The organism is Xanthomonas sp. NCPPB 2632 (assembly GCF_041228075.2).
GTDB lineage: Bacteria > Pseudomonadota > Gammaproteobacteria > Xanthomonadales > Rhodanobacteraceae > Luteibacter.
This window is the reverse complement of record NZ_CM192979.1, coordinates 3037076-3053442: the sequence shown is the minus strand read 5'-3', so window position 1 is coordinate 3053442 and position 16367 is coordinate 3037076. Positions and strand designations below refer to the sequence as shown.

The 16367-nt window shown below is 67.1% G+C and carries 17 protein-coding genes; 16 read left to right on the top strand and 1 reads right to left on the bottom strand.

Annotation, left to right across the window (positions count from 1 at the left end; translation table 11 throughout):
• Positions 1–35 precede the first annotated feature (35 nt).
• The 9 genes from rpoE (at position 36) to recO (ending at position 8564) form a co-directional block, all read left to right on the top strand.
• Positions 36–632, top strand: coding sequence for an RNA polymerase sigma factor RpoE (gene rpoE, locus AB8808_RS12960; RefSeq protein ID WP_036140845.1), 597 nt, complete (start codon positions 36–38; stop codon positions 630–632).
• A complete protein-coding gene (locus tag AB8808_RS12955) occupies positions 629–1270 on the top strand; it encodes a sigma-E factor negative regulatory protein (RefSeq protein ID WP_369929971.1) in 642 nt (213 codons plus the stop codon). Before rpoE ends, AB8808_RS12955 begins: the two co-directional genes overlap by 4 nt.
• A 112-nt stretch (positions 1271–1382) precedes the next feature.
• Entirely contained in the window at positions 1383–2819 is a 1437-nt protein-coding gene (locus AB8808_RS12950; RefSeq protein ID WP_369929969.1) for a Do family serine endopeptidase, read from the top strand.
• Between the two features lie 133 nt (positions 2820–2952).
• Positions 2953–4746 (top strand): translation elongation factor 4, encoded by a 1794-nt coding sequence (gene lepA / locus AB8808_RS12945; RefSeq protein WP_369929966.1) that lies wholly within the window; start codon positions 2953–2955, stop codon positions 4744–4746.
• A 94-nt stretch (positions 4747–4840) separates the two neighbouring features.
• Positions 4841–5743 (top strand): signal peptidase I, encoded by a 903-nt coding sequence (lepB, locus tag AB8808_RS12940; protein WP_036140849.1) that lies wholly within the window; start codon positions 4841–4843, stop codon positions 5741–5743.
• Between the two features lie 138 nt (positions 5744–5881).
• A complete protein-coding gene (locus tag AB8808_RS12935; protein ID WP_036140850.1) occupies positions 5882–6259 on the top strand; it encodes a DUF4845 domain-containing protein in 378 nt (125 codons plus the stop codon).
• Positions 6260–6268: 9 nt separating this feature from the next.
• Complete coding sequence (rnc, locus tag AB8808_RS12930) at positions 6269–6928, top strand: ribonuclease III (protein ID WP_036140851.1); 660 nt, start codon at positions 6269–6271, stop codon at positions 6926–6928.
• Positions 6918–7850 (top strand): GTPase Era, encoded by a 933-nt coding sequence (gene era / locus AB8808_RS12925; protein ID WP_369929962.1) that lies wholly within the window; start codon positions 6918–6920, stop codon positions 7848–7850. The genes rnc and era overlap by 11 nt, the downstream gene beginning before the upstream one ends.
• 21 nt (positions 7851–7871) lie before the next feature.
• Positions 7872–8564, top strand: coding sequence for a DNA repair protein RecO (recO, locus tag AB8808_RS12920; protein WP_369929961.1), 693 nt, complete (start codon positions 7872–7874; stop codon positions 8562–8564).
• Here recO and AB8808_RS12915 read toward each other — a convergent pair.
• Positions 8561–9310 carry a response regulator gene (locus tag AB8808_RS12915; protein WP_369929959.1) on the bottom strand — a complete coding sequence of 250 codons (750 nt, stop codon included), beginning with the start codon at positions 9308–9310 and terminating at the stop codon, positions 8561–8563. The two genes, recO and AB8808_RS12915, sit on opposite strands and share 4 nt — an antisense overlap.
• A gap of 45 nt (positions 9311–9355) precedes the next feature.
• On the opposite strand from AB8808_RS12915, the gene AB8808_RS12910 reads away from it, so the two are divergent.
• From AB8808_RS12910 to AB8808_RS12880, 7 genes are all read left to right on the top strand, one after another.
• On the top strand, positions 9356–11377 hold the full coding sequence (locus AB8808_RS12910) for a hypothetical protein (protein WP_369929958.1): 2022 nt from the start codon (positions 9356–9358) through the stop codon (positions 11375–11377).
• Positions 11378–11407: 30 nt separating this feature from the next.
• Positions 11408–12013, top strand: coding sequence for a YdbL family probable chaperone protein (locus AB8808_RS12905; protein WP_369929956.1), 606 nt, complete (start codon positions 11408–11410; stop codon positions 12011–12013).
• A gap of 87 nt (positions 12014–12100) precedes the next feature.
• Complete coding sequence (gene rlmD, locus AB8808_RS12900; protein WP_369929954.1) at positions 12101–13399, top strand: 23S rRNA (uracil(1939)-C(5))-methyltransferase RlmD; 1299 nt, start codon at positions 12101–12103, stop codon at positions 13397–13399.
• Between the two features lie 13 nt (positions 13400–13412).
• On the top strand, positions 13413–13937 hold the full coding sequence (locus AB8808_RS12895) for a CYTH domain-containing protein (protein ID WP_369929951.1): 525 nt from the start codon (positions 13413–13415) through the stop codon (positions 13935–13937).
• Entirely contained in the window at positions 13931–14932 is a 1002-nt protein-coding gene (gene nagZ / locus AB8808_RS12890; RefSeq protein ID WP_369929949.1) for a beta-N-acetylhexosaminidase, read from the top strand. The genes AB8808_RS12895 and nagZ overlap by 7 nt, the downstream gene beginning before the upstream one ends.
• A gap of 7 nt (positions 14933–14939) precedes the next feature.
• Complete coding sequence (locus tag AB8808_RS12885; protein ID WP_369929947.1) at positions 14940–15488, top strand: hypoxanthine-guanine phosphoribosyltransferase; 549 nt, start codon at positions 14940–14942, stop codon at positions 15486–15488.
• A 5-nt stretch (positions 15489–15493) separates the two neighbouring features.
• Positions 15494–16240 carry an S-methyl-5'-thioinosine phosphorylase gene (locus tag AB8808_RS12880; RefSeq protein ID WP_369929946.1) on the top strand — a complete coding sequence of 249 codons (747 nt, stop codon included), beginning with the start codon at positions 15494–15496 and terminating at the stop codon, positions 16238–16240.
• Positions 16241–16367 lie beyond the last annotated feature (127 nt).

Genomic DNA, 16367 nt, shown 5'->3' with positions numbered 1-16367 from the left:
CGACTGGCCCCGAATGAGTTAAGGAGACGGCCCGGATGGGCGAAAACGAACTGGATCAAGCACTTGTCGAGCGCGTGCAGCAGGGTGACCGCCGCGCGTTCGACTTGCTTGTTCGCAAGTACCAGCACAAGGTCATCGCGCTCATCTCGCGATACGTCCACGACCGTACGGAGTGCGAGGACATCGCGCAGGAGGCCTTCGTGCGCGCCTGGCGGGCTTTGGCCTCGTTCCGCGGCGAAAGCGCTTTCTATACATGGCTTTACAAGATCGCGGTCAATACGGCGAAGAACCATCTCGTCGCCATGGGGCGTCGGCCCCCGACGGGCGACATCGACGTGGAAGACGCTGTCTACGTGCCCGGGGCGACGCGCATGCACGAAAGCGCTACGCCCGAGCGCGAGCTGATGCGGGAACAGGTGGAACAAACGGTCTTTTCCACTGTCCAAGCCTTGCCCGAGGAACTTCGGGTCGCGATCACCCTTCGCGAGGTGGACGGCAAGAGTTACGATGAAATCGCCGTTCTCATGGACTGCCCCATCGGGACCGTCCGCTCGCGTATTTTCAGGGCTCGCGAAGCCATTGACGAAAAACTGCGGCCGTTGCTATCCGACCGCGAGGATCACACCCCATGAGCGAAACCAATCGCGAAATTCTCTCCGCCGGCATGGACGGGGAGTTGTCACGGGAGGAAATGCGCTTCCTGCTGCGCCGCGTCGAGGCCGACGCCAGCCTGGCGGGCGCATGGTCGCGTTATCACACGGTGCGTGATCGCTTGCGCGGCGAAGCCCACCTGGCGGTGTCGCCGGATTTCGCCAGCCGTGTCATGGCGGCGATCGACGCGGAGTCCGTGATCGTTTCTGCGGCACCGCGACGTCGCTGGCTGCATTGGTCCGCGGGTGGCGCCATCGCCGCTAGCGTCGCTGTCGCCGCGCTGATGCTTTCACAGCCGGCGGGTCGCCACTCCACGGCGACCGACGTGGCCCAACAGGCCCCGGCCATGCAAGGCACTACCGTGGCGGATGTTCCCGCCGCTGCCGCCGCTCCCGTCGCACCCCAGTGGCTGTCGGGCAACGATGCGTCTCAGTTCACGCAGAAGGCGGCGTTCGATGGTTCGAGCGAAGCCGGCACCGCGTACCTGCCGCGTTCCATGCCTTACCAGATCCACCGCGCCCGGGCGTCGGAAAATCCCGAGGGCAACGGCTACATGCTGCTGACCCGTCCTGACGGCAGCCGCTATGCGCAGCCGGTGTCCGTCCCGCAGGCTCGCTGAGCCGCGGTCGTATCCGCGCCCGCCGCCGTCCCCGGCGGGCGCATCCCCTTCTGTTGATCCCCGGCGGTGCCATCGCCGCACGGGCAGTCGTGGCTGGAAAAAGGAGGAAAAGATGGCTTTCTGGCAGGTACGCGCGCTCCTGGGCGGCGCACTCGTGATGGCCGGCGCGACAGCGCAGGCACAATCGCTCCCGGACTTCACCGGCATCGTGGAAAAGAACGCCCCGGCGGTCGTCCATGTGGAAGCGAAGACCAACGGTTCATCCAGGGGCAAAGGGCGGAGCGGGCCCGACAGCGGCGGTCAGGACGACCAGCAGGAACTCCTGCGGCGCTTCTTCGGCATGCCGGGCATGCCTCCGGGCACGCCGGCGCCATCGCCCGAGCAGACCTCGCTGGGCTCGGGCTTCATCATCTCCGCCGACGGCTACGTGCTCACCAACGATCATGTGGTCGACGACGCCGACGAGGTGAAGATCCGCCTCCAGGACCGCCGCACCTTCACCGCGAAAGTGGTCGGCAAGGATCCCCAGTACGACATCGCCCTGCTCAAGATCGACGGCAGCGCCTTGCCCACCGTGACCATCGGCGACTCCCGCAGCGTGCGGCGCGGCCAGTGGGCCCTGGCCATCGGCTCCCCCTTCGGACTGGATGCCACGGTCACCCACGGCATCATCAGCGCGGTCGGGCGCAACCTGGGTAGCGGCGACCAGCCCTACACCTCGTTCATCCAGACCGACGTGCCGATCAACCGCGGCAATTCGGGCGGTCCGCTGTTCAACCTGCAGGGCCAGGTGATCGGCATCAATTCGCAGATCTACTCCACATCGGGTGGCTATCAGGGCCTGTCTTTCTCGATCCCGATCGACGTCGCAATGAACGTCGTGCAGCAGATCAAAGACAAGGGTTACGTGTCCCGCGGGATGCTCGGCGTCACCGTGCAGCCGGTGGACCCCTTCGTGAAAAACCTCGACCTGCCCGACGCCAACGGCGCACTGGTCGCCCAGGTCACCCCCGGGAGTGGCGCGGACAAGGCCGGTATCCGGCAGGGCGATGTCATCCTTTCGTTCAACGGCACCCCCGTCACGCAGTCGGCGGACCTGCCGCCGCTGGTGGGCATCACCCGTCCCGGCTCGACCGCGAAGGTCGAGGTCCTCCGCGATCACAAGAAGCAGGCGCTCGAGGTCAAGGTGGGCGAACTGCCGCGCGACAAGAACGCGCTGGCCCAGGCCGGCGATGCGGGCGCGGGGGCGGGCGGTTCGGCCGCCGCGCTGGGTCTGGCGGTGCAGGACATCGATGCCTCCTCGCGCACCGAGCTCGGCCTGAAGGCCGGCGAGGGCGTGGTGGTCAGCCGCGTCACCGGTCGCGCGGCCGCCGGGGCGGGGCTGCAGGCAGGCGATATCGTGCTCATGGTCAACCAGAAACGGGTCGGCTCGGCCGCGGCGTTCCGCGAGGCCACCCAGGGCATCAAGCCGGGCGACACGGCCATGCTGCTGGTTCGCCGCGACGACACCACGCGCTTCATGGGCATCACGGTTCCCCAGGATCGATGATCCCGCGCAGGCCACCCGTCGCCGTTCGGCGGCGGGTGGCCTTCCATGCGATAATGCCGGATTCGCACCGGCCCCCAGGGCCGCTGCGCGTCGTTCGCGCCGCGAGCGATGGTGAACGTGACCACGGCGCTCCATGGAACTCATCCGCAACTTCTCCATCATTGCCCACATCGACCATGGCAAGTCGACGTTGGCCGATCGCATCATCCAGCTTTGCGGAGGCTTGTCCGAGCGCGAAATGGAAGCGCAGGTCCTCGACAACAACCCGATCGAGCGCGAGCGTGGCATCACGATCAAGGCCCAGTCCGTGTCGTTGCCGTACACGGCGCGCGACGGAAAAACCTACCAGCTGAACTTCATCGACACGCCCGGCCACGTCGACTTCTCCTATGAAGTCAGCCGCTCGCTGTCCGCGTGCGAGGGTGCGCTGCTGGTGGTCGACGCTGCGCAGGGGGTGGAGGCGCAGTCGGTCGCCAACTGCTATACGGCGATCGAACAGGGGCTGGAAGTCATTCCCGTGCTCAACAAGATCGACCTGCCCACGGCCGATCCGGAAAAAGCCAAGGCCGAGATCGAGGCGGTGATCGGCATCGACGCCAGCGACGCCATCGCGGTCAGCGCGAAGACCGGGCAGAACGTGATCGAGGTGCTCGAGGCCATCATCCACCGCATTCCCGCTCCCAAGCCGGGCAATACGGACAAGCTCCAGGCGTTGATCATCGATTCCTGGTTCGACAACTACCTGGGCGTGGTCTCGCTGGTCCGCGTGATGCAGGGCGAGATCAAGCCGGGCGACAAGATCCTGGTCATGTCCACCGGTCGCACCCACCTGGTCGACGACGTGGGCGTGTTCACGCCCAAGCGCAAGAAGCTCGAAAAACTCTGCGCCGGCGAAGTCGGCTGGATCAACGCGTCGATCAAGGATGTCCACGGCGCCCCCGTGGGCGATACGCTGACACTGGCGGGCAAGCCGGCCAGCGAGCCGCTGCCGGGCTTCCAGACCATGCAGCCGCGCGTGTTCGCGGGCCTGTTTCCCGTGTCCGCCGACGATTACCCGGCCCTGCGCGAGGCCTTGGACAAGCTGCGCCTGAACGACGCCGCGATGTTCTTCGAGCCGGAAAGCTCCGAGGCGATGGGCTTCGGCTTCCGCTGCGGCTTCCTCGGCATGCTGCACATGGAGATCGTGCAGGAGCGCCTGGAGCGCGAATACGACCTCAACCTGATCACCACCGCGCCCACGGTGGTGTACGAGGTGGCCAAGACCGACGGCACCATCCTGTCGATGGACAACCCGGCCAAGTTGCCGCCCCCGCAGCAGATCGTCGAGATCCGCGAGCCGATCATCGTCGCCAACATCCTCACCCCCGGTGAGTACGTCGGCAACGTCATCAAGCTGTGCGAGGAAAAACGCGGCGTGCAGCGCACCATCCAGTACCTCGCTACGCAGGTGCAGGTGACCTACGAGCTGCCGCTGGCCGAAGTGGTGCTGGATTTCTTCGACCGCCTCAAGTCGGTATCCCGCGGCTATGCCTCGATGGACTACCAGCTGGAGCGTTTCGACGCGGGCCCGTTCGTGCGTGTGGATGTGCTCATCAACGGCGATCGCGTGGACGCGCTCAGCCTCATCGTGCATCGTTCGCACGCCGACCGCCGTGGGCGGGAACTGGTGGAGCGGATGAAGGATCTGATCCCCCGGCAGCAGTTCGACGTGGCCATCCAGGCCGCGATCGGTGCGGCGGTGATCGCGCGTTCCACGGTTAAGGCGTTGCGCAAGAACGTGCTGGCCAAGTGCTACGGCGGCGACGTCTCGCGCAAGAAGAAACTGCTCGAGAAACAGAAGGAAGGCAAGAAGCGCATGAAGCAGGTCGGCAGCGTCGAAATCCCCCAGGAAGCTTTCCTGGCGGTGCTCAGGCAGGACAACAAGTAGCCTTGCCGGCTGCGACGGCGTTTCATCACGGATAGCCGGCGCCGGACGCGCCGGAACGGGCCACCGGCCCCTCGACACGACTTACGGAGTTGGCATGGCGTCATTCGATTTTTCGGCGATTCTTCTCGGCCTCACGGTGCTGTTCGGCGTGATCTGGCTGATCGACTGGCTGTTCCTCGCCAAGGCGCGCCGTGCGCGCACCGAAGCCTCCGGCACCGAACAACCCGAGCCGTGGCCGGTCGACTGGGCGCGGTCGCTGTTCCCGGTGATCCTCGTCGTGCTGCTGCTTCGCTCGTTCGTGGCGGAGCCGTTCCGGATTCCCTCCGGCTCGATGATGCCCACGCTGGATGTCGGCGACTTCATCCTGGTGAACAAGTTCGCCTATGGCCTGCGCATGCCGGCGTTCAACAACAAGCTGCTGGAAAACGGTGAGCCCCGTCGTGGCGATGTGGTGGTCTTCCGCTTCCCCGGTTACCTCTGCCGGGACGAAAGCGGCCGCACCATCCGCAGTGGCGATGTCTCCTGCGCCGATCCCCACGCGCCGGTGCCGGGCGAAAACTGGATCAAGCGCGTGATCGGTCTGCCGGGCGATCGCATCGAGACCCGCGGCAGCGAGCTCTACATCAATGGCGAGCGGGTCGGCGCCGACGATCTCGGCGCGTTCAAGGGCAACATGAACCGTCCGGAAGACCGCATGCTGATGACCTACGGTTCGCACCTGTACACGGAGCACCTGGGCAGCATCAACCACACGATCGCCCTGACCCCGGCCTACAACGTGCCGATGGACATCCCCAACGCCATGGTGCCTTCCGAGGTGCCCAAGGGCTGCTACATCGTCATGGGCGACAACCGCATGAACAGCACCGACAGCCGCTGGTGGGGCTGCATGCCGGAGGAAAACCTGGTGGGCAAGGCGTTCTTCGTCTGGATGGCCTGGCGTGGTCTGGGCAACGGTATCCTCGACTTCTCGAAGATGGGCAAGGTCATCCATTGACGGCGGCATGGCCCCGTCGTGCGGCAGGACGTTGCGGATGGCCGTGGACAAGGTAATCTCCGCTCCGGGGCGCCCGTGCGCCCCGCTGCCATTCACGGTCTTGAACAGGGGAGCCGCCGGCCACGGCGGAACACACGCATGAAATCCAGGCAATCGGGTATCACCCTCATCGGTTTCGTCATCCTCCTGGCGGTGCTGGGTTTCTTCGCGTTCATGGCGATGAAGCTGGTGCCGTCGTACATCGAGTACATGGGCGTGGTGAAGGCCATGAACCAGATGTCGACCGAGGGTGGCAACGAGGACGTCGGCCAGGCACGTCGCCAGCTGGCCTTCAAGATGAGCTTCCAGTACGTCGACGATTCGACGATCAAGCCGCAGGACGTGACGGTGGAGCGCGCCAACAACGGTGCGGTGCTGCACGTGGACTACGACAAGCAGATTCCGTTCCTCTACAACATTTCCTTCCTGTTGCATTTCGACCATTCGGTCCCGCTCAAGAGTGCCGTCGGGCAATGATGAGGTTTCGTGCAGTTCCCGCATTCCTTCCGTAATCCGACTCTCGCGGCGCTGGCGCTCACCCACCGGAGCGTCGGCAAGCCGAACAACGAGCGGATGGAATTCCTCGGTGACGCGCTGCTGGGCGCCATCGTCGCCGAGTTGCTCTTCGAGGTGCACCCCAATGCCAGCGAGGGCGAACTTTCCCGCCTGCGCGCGCAACTGGTCAACGGCGAGGCCCTGGCGGTGATCGCGCGGGAGCTGGCACTGGGCGACGTGCTCAAGCTGGGTCCGGGCGAACTGAAAAGCGGCGGTTTCCGCCGCGATTCGATCCTCTCCGACGCCTTCGAGGCGCTGATTGCCGCCGTCTACATGGACGACGGCTTCGACGCCTGTCGCCAGGTCGTGCGCCGGCTGTTCATGCCGCGCGTGGCCGAACTCAAACGCTCCAGCAAGGACGCCAAGACGCGCCTGCAGGAGTGGCTGCAGGGCAGGGGCTTGCCGCTGCCCGTCTACGAACTCACCGACAGCTACGGCGAAGATCACGCCAAGACCTTCGACGTCAGCTGCTGCATCGACGAACCGGAACCGATCCGCGTGGAAGGACGCGGCGGCAGCCGGCGTGCCGCCGAACAGGACGCCGCGGAAGCGGTGCTGCGCCGATTGCTGGAAAAAAAGAATGAACGATAACGATACCCCCGAGAACGACACCCCCGTCGACGGCGACTTCCGCTGCGGTTACGTGGCCCTGTCCGGCCGACCCAACGTCGGCAAGTCCACGCTGCTCAACGCCATGATCGGCGTGCGCCTGAGCATCGTGAGCCATCGTCCGCAGACCACCCGCCATCGCATCCTGGGCATCTCGACCAAGCCCGCGGGCCAGATCCTCTACGTCGACACGCCGGGCCTGCACCGCGGCGCCAAGCGTGCGATGAACCGCAGCATCAACCGTGCCGCGCGCGCCGCGATCACCGAGGTCGATCTCGCTGTGCAGGTGATCGAGGCCGGTCGCTGGACCGACGAGGACGCCGCGATGTATGCGGCTCTCGCCGAACAGGAGGGCATGACGCGCCTGCTGGCCATCAACAAGGTGGACCTGCAGAAGGACAAGACGGCGATGCTGCCGTTCGTGGCCGACCTGATGACCAAGCACCCGTTCGACGATGTCTATTACGTCAGCGCGCTGAAGTCGAAGGGCCTGGAAGGCCTGGAAAAAGGCATCCTCAAGCGCCTCCCCGTGCAGCCGGCCGTCTATGGCGAAGACGAGATCACCGACCGCAGCGAGCGTTTCCTCGCCGCGGAAATGGTCCGCGAGCAGCTCATGCTGCGCCTGGACCAGGAACTGCCGTACGCCACCACGGTGGAAATCGAACAGTTCGAGGACCGCCCGGATGGCGTGGCCGAGGTGCATGCGGTGATCTGGGTCGAGCGCGACGGCCAGAAGGCCATCGTCATCGGCAACGGCGGCGCCCAGCTCAAGGCGATCGGCACCTCGGCGCGCAAGGGCATGGAGCACCTGTTCGAGCGCAAGGTCTTCCTCAAGCTGTGGGTGAAGGTGCGCGAAGGCTGGGCGGACGACGAGAATCTGCTCAAGCGCTTCGGCTACGAATAAGCCGGTGCGCCGTACCGCGTCATGCGCGTCGAACAGCAGCCCGCCTTCGTCCTGCACGCCCGGCCCTACCGGGAGACATCCCTGTTGGTGGAGTGCCTGACCCGGGACCACGGCCGCCTGGGCGTGGTCGCCCGCGGGGTGCGCAAGGAAGGCGCGCGATTGCAGCGGGCGCAGCTGGAGCCGTTCCAGCGCGTGGAACTGGACCTCCTGCTCAAGGGGGAGCTGGCCACACTGCGCACGGCCGAACACGTGGGCACGCCGCAACGCCTGACCGGCGACGCGGGCATGGCCGGCCTCTACCTCAACGAACTGGTGGTGCGGCTCACCGGCCGCCAGGACCCCAACCCCACACTGTTCGCGCACTACGAGCGCACGTTGCGCCGCATGGCGACGGGCGATGCCCTGGCCTGGACGCTGCGCCGCTTCGAGCGCGACATGCTGGACGCGCTGGGTTATGCGTTGCCGCTGGATATCGACGCCATCGACGGTGAGCCGCTGGACCCGGCGCTCACCTACTTCTATGACCCGGAGTCGGGGGTACGCCCCGGACGCGCGGGCGATGCCCGTGGCATTCGCGGTGCCGATCTGCTGGCGTTGGCCGCCGACCATTCCCCCGACGTGGCGGGGCTGGCCTCGCTGCGCCGCATGATGCGCCAGATCATCTCCTTCCACCTGGGCGGCGGCGAGCTGAAGGCCTGGCGCGTGCTGCGTTAAACGGCGGGCGTGTCGCGGGGCAGGGCCGCCAGCGCCTCGTTCAGTTCGAAGCGGAAGCGCTCTATGGCGGCGGGCGGAACGACGGTGCGGGTTTCCAGCACGTGGTTCTGCAAGGCCCTGGCCTGGGCACCCAGGCGGGCGGTGCCGCAGAACCCGCAAGCGGAACGCAGGCGATGCAGGCGGTCGACCAGGTCGGTCGGACGACGTGCCAGGTCGTCCAGCGCGGCCTCCAGTTCGACCAGTTCGACACGCAGCAACTGGCGCAGTGCCAGCAGGGTGATGGCATCGCCACTGGCCGCGCGCCCCGCGTCGTCGTCCAGCACCTGCAGATGCCCCTCGATGCCGAGCGTGGCGGCCAGCGCATGGCTGAGCGCGGCGAGCTGGCAGGGTTTTTCGATCACGCCGGCGAAGCCGGCCGCCAGCAAGGCCTCGCGCAGACGGGCGGGAATTTCCGCGCTGGTGGCCAGGGCCACGGCGTCGCGCGACCGGGCGGAAGGATCGGCGCGCAGCGCCGGCAGCAAGGCCTCCGCACCGGCGCCCGGCATGCGGCAATCCAGCAGGAGCGCGTCGAACGGCTGTCGCCTGGCGAGGTCCAGGGCGCGGTCGCCATCGGCCGCGACATCCACCCGATAGCCGAGCGATCGCAGCGCCTGCGCCAGGAACATACGGGTGGCCTCGTCGTCGTCAGCCACCAGGACATGCCGTGGCGTCGGCGCGGAAGGGGCGGACAGATACTGCTCGATCATGCAACGTTCCGTGTTGTTCATCTTGATTTGGCAGAATGGCGGAGCATGTTCCCGGTATCAACCCGCACGTTCAGCTTCCTGTTCATCGTTCTGGTCGCCCTGGTCGGCGCGGATGGGGCGCGGGCGGCTGTGTCCGTGGACGCGGAGGGCGTGTCGTTACCCGGCGTGGTGCTGGACGGACTGCACGCCGACCTGACCGCCGCGGGCGATGGCGTGGGCGTCGCCCTGACCGTGCAGCGAGCCGACCTGGCCGCCATGGGCTGGCACAAGGCCGCGATGGACCTGGACGGCACGCTCGCCCGCGACGAACCCGGTTGCTGGACGTTCACGGGCAATCTGCGCATGCGCGGCGCGGCGGGAGACCCCTGGCCGCGGGCCACCGTGCGTATGGTGGCCGACACCGCCGCGAACACGCTGGAGCTGACCGTGCGCCAGGATGCCTCGCTGGCCCGCGTGGCGATGCCGATGGACCAGACCACCCATGCGCAGATCACGCTGAAAGACCTGCCTGCCGGTTGGTTGCAAGGGCTGCTCTCGACGGTGTGGTCCGGTCGCATGACGACCGGCCGGGTGGATGCCGACCTGGCGCTCGACCTGCTTCCCGGCGGCGTGCAGGCCGGTGGCCAGTTCGCGCTGGCCGGCGTGGGCTTCGACAGCCCGGGCGGCGCGCTGGCCGGTGAAACGGTGTCGGGCAGCGGTCGGCTCGGTGTGGACAGCCAGGCGGAGGCCACCGTCATCGAACTCGACGCCGCGCTGCGCGGTGGCTCGTTGCTGCTGGGCCCCCTGTATGTCGATCTTCCCGCCCACCCGGTGCAGTTGTCGTTTTCCACCCGGGCGCAGAAGGGTGCCATGGCGATCCGGCGCCTGCGGCTGACCGATCCCGACGCCCTGCAACTGGAAGGTGAGGTAGGCCTCGCGGCGGACGGTAGTCTCGCCTCGCTGCGGCTGGACCGTTTCGATGCACGCTTTCCCGCCGCCTACGCACGCTACGGTAAAGGCCTGGCTCGCAGCTTCGGCGTCGATGCGCTCGATGCCCGGGGCGATGTCACGGGGCACCTCACGATGGGTTCGAAAGGCCCCCAGGCCTTCGCGTTCCAGACCACGGCGCTGGATATCTCCAGCGGCGAAGGACGCTTCGGGGTGCAGGGCCTGCATGGCGCGGTCGACTGGAGTGCCACGGAGGATCGCCCCGCCACGAAGCTCGGCTGGCGTGCCTTGCAGATGCAGCGGATTCCGAATGGCGCCGCCGAGGCGGCACTGCGCAGCACCGGCGGCACGCTGGGCCTCCTGGCACCGCTGGTCATTCCCGTCCTGGATGGCCAGCTACGAGTGCAGCGCCTGGCGTGGAAGCCCGCGGCCACCGCGGGCGACCGCCTGCAGACCTCGCTGGTGCTGACGCAAATCGACATGGCTGCATTCTGTCGCGCACTGGGCTGGCCGGAATTCAAGGGTACGCTGGGCGGCGCGGTGCCGTCGCTTCGCTATGTAGACGATCGCGTGGAAATGGCCGGCGGCCTGTCGCTGAACATATTCGACGGTTTCGTCGACATCACCGGCATGAGCCTCGCGCAGCCTTTTGGCGTGGCGCCGATCCTCACCGGCACGCTCTCGCTGCGCCAGCTCGACCTGGGCCTGATGACCTCCGTCTTCGACTTCGGCAGCATCACCGGCCGACTGGATGGTGGCATCGACAACCTGCGCCTGGTCGCCTGGCAGCCCGCCGCGTTCGACGCCCACCTGCTGGCGGGCGGTGGCGGCCGGATCAGCCAGAAGGCGGTGAACAACCTCACCTCCGTCGGCGGGGGCGGTATCGCCGCGGGCCTGCAGGGCACGGTGCTGAAGATCTTCAAGACGTTCGGCTACAAACGCATCGGGCTGTCGTGCCGCCTGCGCGGCGATGTATGCGCCATGGGTGGACTGGGCGCCGCGAAGGATGGCTACACTATCGTCGAAGGAAGCGGGTTGCCCCGCCTGACCGTGGTCGGTCACCAGCGTGAGGTCGACTGGCCCACCCTGGTACGCCGCCTGCAAGCCGCCACCCAGGGCGATGGCCCGGTGGTCCGTTGAGCGGGCAAGCTGCCCCCACAAGGAAAAACCATGCGTAAATCGTTCATCGCCCTCATGGCTGCCATCGCCGTCGCCCTGGTCGGCTGCGTCACCATCAACGTTTATTTTCCCGAAGCCGCCGCGCAGAAGGCGGCCGACCAGTTCATCGGCACCGTGCTCGACGACAGCGGCGTGGCCAAACCGTCCGCCGCGCCGGAAAAAGCCCGTCCGGCCGCACCGGGCAAGCAGCCCTCGGCGTCCTTGCTGGACCTGGTGATCCCCTCCGCGCAGGCGGCGGAGTCGCCTGACATCCAGGTGCGCACCCCGGAAACGGACGCGATCCGGCTGCGCATGACCAGCCGCTTCGGCGGCCAGCTGAAGGCGTTGTTCGACAGTGGCGCGGTGGGCTTCACGGCCAACGGCCTGGTCGCCGTGCGCGATGCCGGCGCGTTACCGCTGGACCAGCGCTCGCAGGCCAACGGCCTGGTCGACCAGGAAAACAGCGACCGCGATGCCCTGTATGCCGCCGTCGCCAAGGCCAACGGTCACCCGGAATGGGAGCCGCAGATCCGCAAGGCATTCGCGGACGGCTGGGTCCAGCGCGCGCCGCCGGGCTGGTATTATCGCGATGCCTCCGGTGCCTGGAAGCGCAAGTAAGGCACCCGCCAGGAACGCCCGCCATCGCGCGGGCGTCCTCCCAGCCAGCCCGGGCCTTCGTCGTCCGGGCTTTACGTTTCAGAGCGCATGATCGAATTCGAAGCCACCATCATCGGCCTCACCCACGACGGCAGGGGCGTTGCCCGCATCGACAACAAGGCCACGTTCGTGCCCGGCACGTTGCCGGGCGAGCGCGTACGGCTGGTCTACCACAAGCGCCACCGCAAGTACGACGAGGCCGATCTCGTCGGCATCGTCGAGGCCTCCCCCGCGCGTGTCGAGCCGAAATGCCGCCATTACGGCCAGTGCAGCGGCTGCGCGTTGCAGCACATGGCGCCCGCCGAGCAGATCGCCGCGAAGCAGCGTGTGCTTGCCGAGAACTTCGAACGCATCGGCAAGGTCACGCCGGATGCGTGGTTGCCACAGCTGACCGGCGAGCCGTGGGCATACCGTCGCAAGGGGCGTTTTTCGGTGCGCTACGTGGCGAACAAGGAGCGCGTGCTGGTCGGTTTCCGCGAGGAATCCAACCCGCGTTTCGTCGCCGACATCGAGCATTGCGAAGTGATCCATCCCGCGCTGGGCCCCAAGGTGGGCTTGATCGCGGCACTGGTGGGCGGCTTGTCCGCCGCGCACGACATTCCGCAGATCGAGTTCGCCGCAGGCGACGACACCGTTGCGCTGGTCTTTCGCCACCTGGTACCGCTGAACGAGGCCGATCGCCAGGCCCTGGTGGATTTTGGCAAGGCGCACGGCCTGGCCATCTATCTGCAACCGGGCAACCACAGCACGGTGCATCCGTTGTGGCCCGACGCGCCGCGCCTGGCCTTTGCCGTCCCCGCCCAGGATGTCGAGCTGGAGTTCCTGCCGCTGGATTTCGTGCAGGTCAATGCGGGCATGAACCAGCGCATGCTGGCGCGTACCCTGGAGCTGCTGGACCTGCAACCGGCCGATCGCGTGCTCGACCTGTTCTGCGGCCTGGGCAACTTCACCCTGCCGATCGCACGTTACGCCGCCGAGGTGGTGGGCGTGGAAGGCGAGCACGGGCTGGTGGAGCGGGCCGCGGCCAACGCCGCGCGCAACGGCCTGGGCCATGCCTCGTTCCAGGTAGCCAATCTGTTCGAGGACCAGCGCAACCAGCCCTGGGCGAAACAGGCGTGGGACAAGATCCTGCTGGACCCGCCGCGCGTCGGCGCCGACAAGCTGCTGGCATACCTGCCGCGCAAGGGCACCGACCGCGTCGTCTACGTCTCCTGCCATCCCGGTTCGCTGGCACGCGATGCAGGCATCCTGGTGCAGAAGGGGTTTCGTCTCGCCGCGGCGGGGGTGATGGACATGTTCCCGCACACCGCGCACGTCGAATCCATCGCGCTGTTCGAGCGCCGCTGACACCGGAGACCCCATGGGCATCGAGATCGAGCGCAAGTTCCTCCTGGCCAGCGACGCCTGGCGCAAGCAGATCGTGCGCAGCGAGCGCATGGCGCAGGGTTACCTGATCAGTGGCGCGGCCGTGGCGTCCGGACAGGCCAAGTCGTCGGTACGCCTGCGCGTGTCCGGCGAGCAGGCCTGGCTCAACATCAAGTCGGCCACGCTGGGCATCGAGCGGCAGGAATACGAATACCCCGTGCCGGTGGCCGATGCCGCGCGCATGCTGGACGACCTGGCCGACGGTCGCGTGGAGAAGATTCGTCATCATGTCATGGTCGAGGGCACACACTTCGAGATCGACGAGTTCGTCGGCGCCAACGCCGGCCTGATCGTCGCCGAGGTGGAACTGCCGTCCACGGACGCGACCCACCCGACACCGGCATGGCTCGGCCGCGAGGTCAGCGGCACGCTGCGCTATTACAACGTCAACCTGATCGACCGACCGTACAGCGACTGGTCTGATGCGGAACGGGACGGCACGGAGGACATGGCATGCTGATCATCGGTCTATCGGGGACGCAACTGGAGCCGCACGAGCACGCTTTGCTGACGGCCCACGGCGTGTCCGGGGTGATCCTCTTCTCGCGCAACTTCGCCTCGCGCGAGCAGGTCACGGCCCTGATCGAAAACGTGCGTGAGGTGGCCGGCGACGAGATCCTGGTCTGCGTGGACCAGGAAGGCGGGCGCGTGCAGCGCTTCCGCGACGGATTCACGCGGTTGCCGCCATTGTCGGCGCTGGGCAGGCTGTACGACAGCGACCCGGGCGCGGCGATCGACCGCACCGAGGAACACGCGTGGATCATGGCCAGCGAGATGCGCGCCATCGGCGTGGACTTCAGCTTCGCGCCCGTGGCCGACCTCGAACGCGGCAACGCCGCGATCGGCAACCGGGCGCTGCACGCGGATCCGGCGGTCGCCGCCGAGCTGGTCCAGGCCTACGTGCGCGGCATGCACCTGGGCGGCATGGCCGCCGTACTCAAGCACTTTCCGGGGCACGGCTCGGTGCGCGAGGACACGCACCTTGCGTCGGCCATCGACCCGCGCAGCAAGCACGATATCTTCGCGACCGACCTGCAGCCCTTCGTCGCCGGCATCGAGGCACGTGCCGAGGCCGTCATGGCCGCGCATGTCGTCTATACCGCGGTGGACGACCAGCCGGCCGGGTACTCGCACGTGTGGATCGAGGAGATCCTGCGTGGTGAGCTCGGTTTCGGCGGTTGTGTCGTCGGCGACGACATCAGCATGGCCGCCGCCGGCAGCGTCGGCGGTGTGGCCGCCCGCGTGGCAGCCAACCTCGAAGCGGGCTGCGACCTCGTACTCGCCTGTTTTCCCGATGTGGTTCCCGAGGCGATCGCGGCGGTGCAGCACCGCCGTCCTTCACCGGTCGAACGTATCGCCCCGTTGCGCGGTGCGATCGGTTCCACCTGGGAAGGCCTCATCCACAATCCCCAGCGCGATCGATTCATCGCGCGCGTGACCGCCCTGGAGCCCTGACCCGATCATGACCGCCACCGCCTCGCTCGACCATGCGCTCGCGCATTCCGACATCCTCTTCAACCGCGAACAGCTCGACACCGAAATCGCCCGCATGGGCCGCGAGATCGACCACGCGCTCGATGGCGAAGTGCCGGTATTCCTCACCGTGATGCACGGTGCGCTGGTGTTCGCCGGCCAGCTGGCGTTGTCGATACGCACGGACCTCGAGTTCGACTACGTGCACGCCACGCGTTACCGCGGGGAAACCAGCGGCAGCGACCTGCAATGGCTGCGTCGTCCGGAGGTGCCGCTGCACGAACGTACGGTGCTGCTGGTGGACGACATCCTCGATGAAGGCCATACGCTGAAGGCCGTGCGTGACGCATGCCTTGCGATGGGTGCGAAGCGCGTGTTGCTGGCCGTGCTCTGCACCAAGCGCCACGATCGGCGCGCGCACGGCATCGAGGCCGATTTCAACGGCGTGGACCTGCCGGATCGCTACGTGTTCGGGTATGGCATGGATTACCACGAGCAGGCGCGCAACCTGCCGGCCATCCATGCGTTGAAGGACTGATTCCGATGAGCATCGACCTCGCTGTTATCGGTGGCAGTGGCCTCTACCAGTTCGAAGGCCTGGAAAACACGGAACGGCATGCCTTGCAGACGCCGTTCGGCCCGGCTTCGGGCGACGTGGTGACGGGCGATTTTCGCGGCAGGCGGCTCGCCTTCCTCGCTCGTCATGGGGAGAGCCACACCGTACCGCCCCATCGGGTGAACTATCGCGCCAACCTGTGGGCCCTGCATGCGCTGGGCGCGCGCCGCGTAGTGGCCGTCAACGCCGTGGGCGGCATCCGCGACGACATGGGCCCCCGCACGCTGGTGGTGCCCGACCAGATCATCGATTACACGCATGGCCGCTGCACCAGCTTCAACGATGTCGAGGGTGCCGAGGTGCGGCATATCGATTTCAGCGAGCCATACAGCGCCGCACTGCGCCAGGCCCTGCTGGCCGCGGCGCGCGCCGAGGGCCTGGCGATCATCGATGGCGGTTGCCACGGCGTGACCCAGGGGCCGCGCCTGGAGACGCGCGCGGAGATCGCGCGGATGAAGCGCGACGGCTGCGACCTGGTCGGCATGACCGGCATGCCCGAGGCCGTGCTTGCCCGCGAGCTGGACCTGGAATTCGCCTGCCTGGCACTGGTGGCCAACTTCGCCGCCGGCGCCGGCGACGAGGCGGAGATCAGCATCGAGGAAATCTTCGCCCACCTGGCCGCGGCTACGGCCAACGTTCCGGCGATTCTTGGGCGTTTGTTGGCAGTCTTGTAGGCATTTCGCGGACATCGTCCGCTCCTACAACCGCGGATTGCGGGCATCGTATGTTTCTGCACTTCGGATCGCGGACATCGTCTGCTGCTACAACCGTGGATCGCGGACATCGTCCGCTCCTACAATC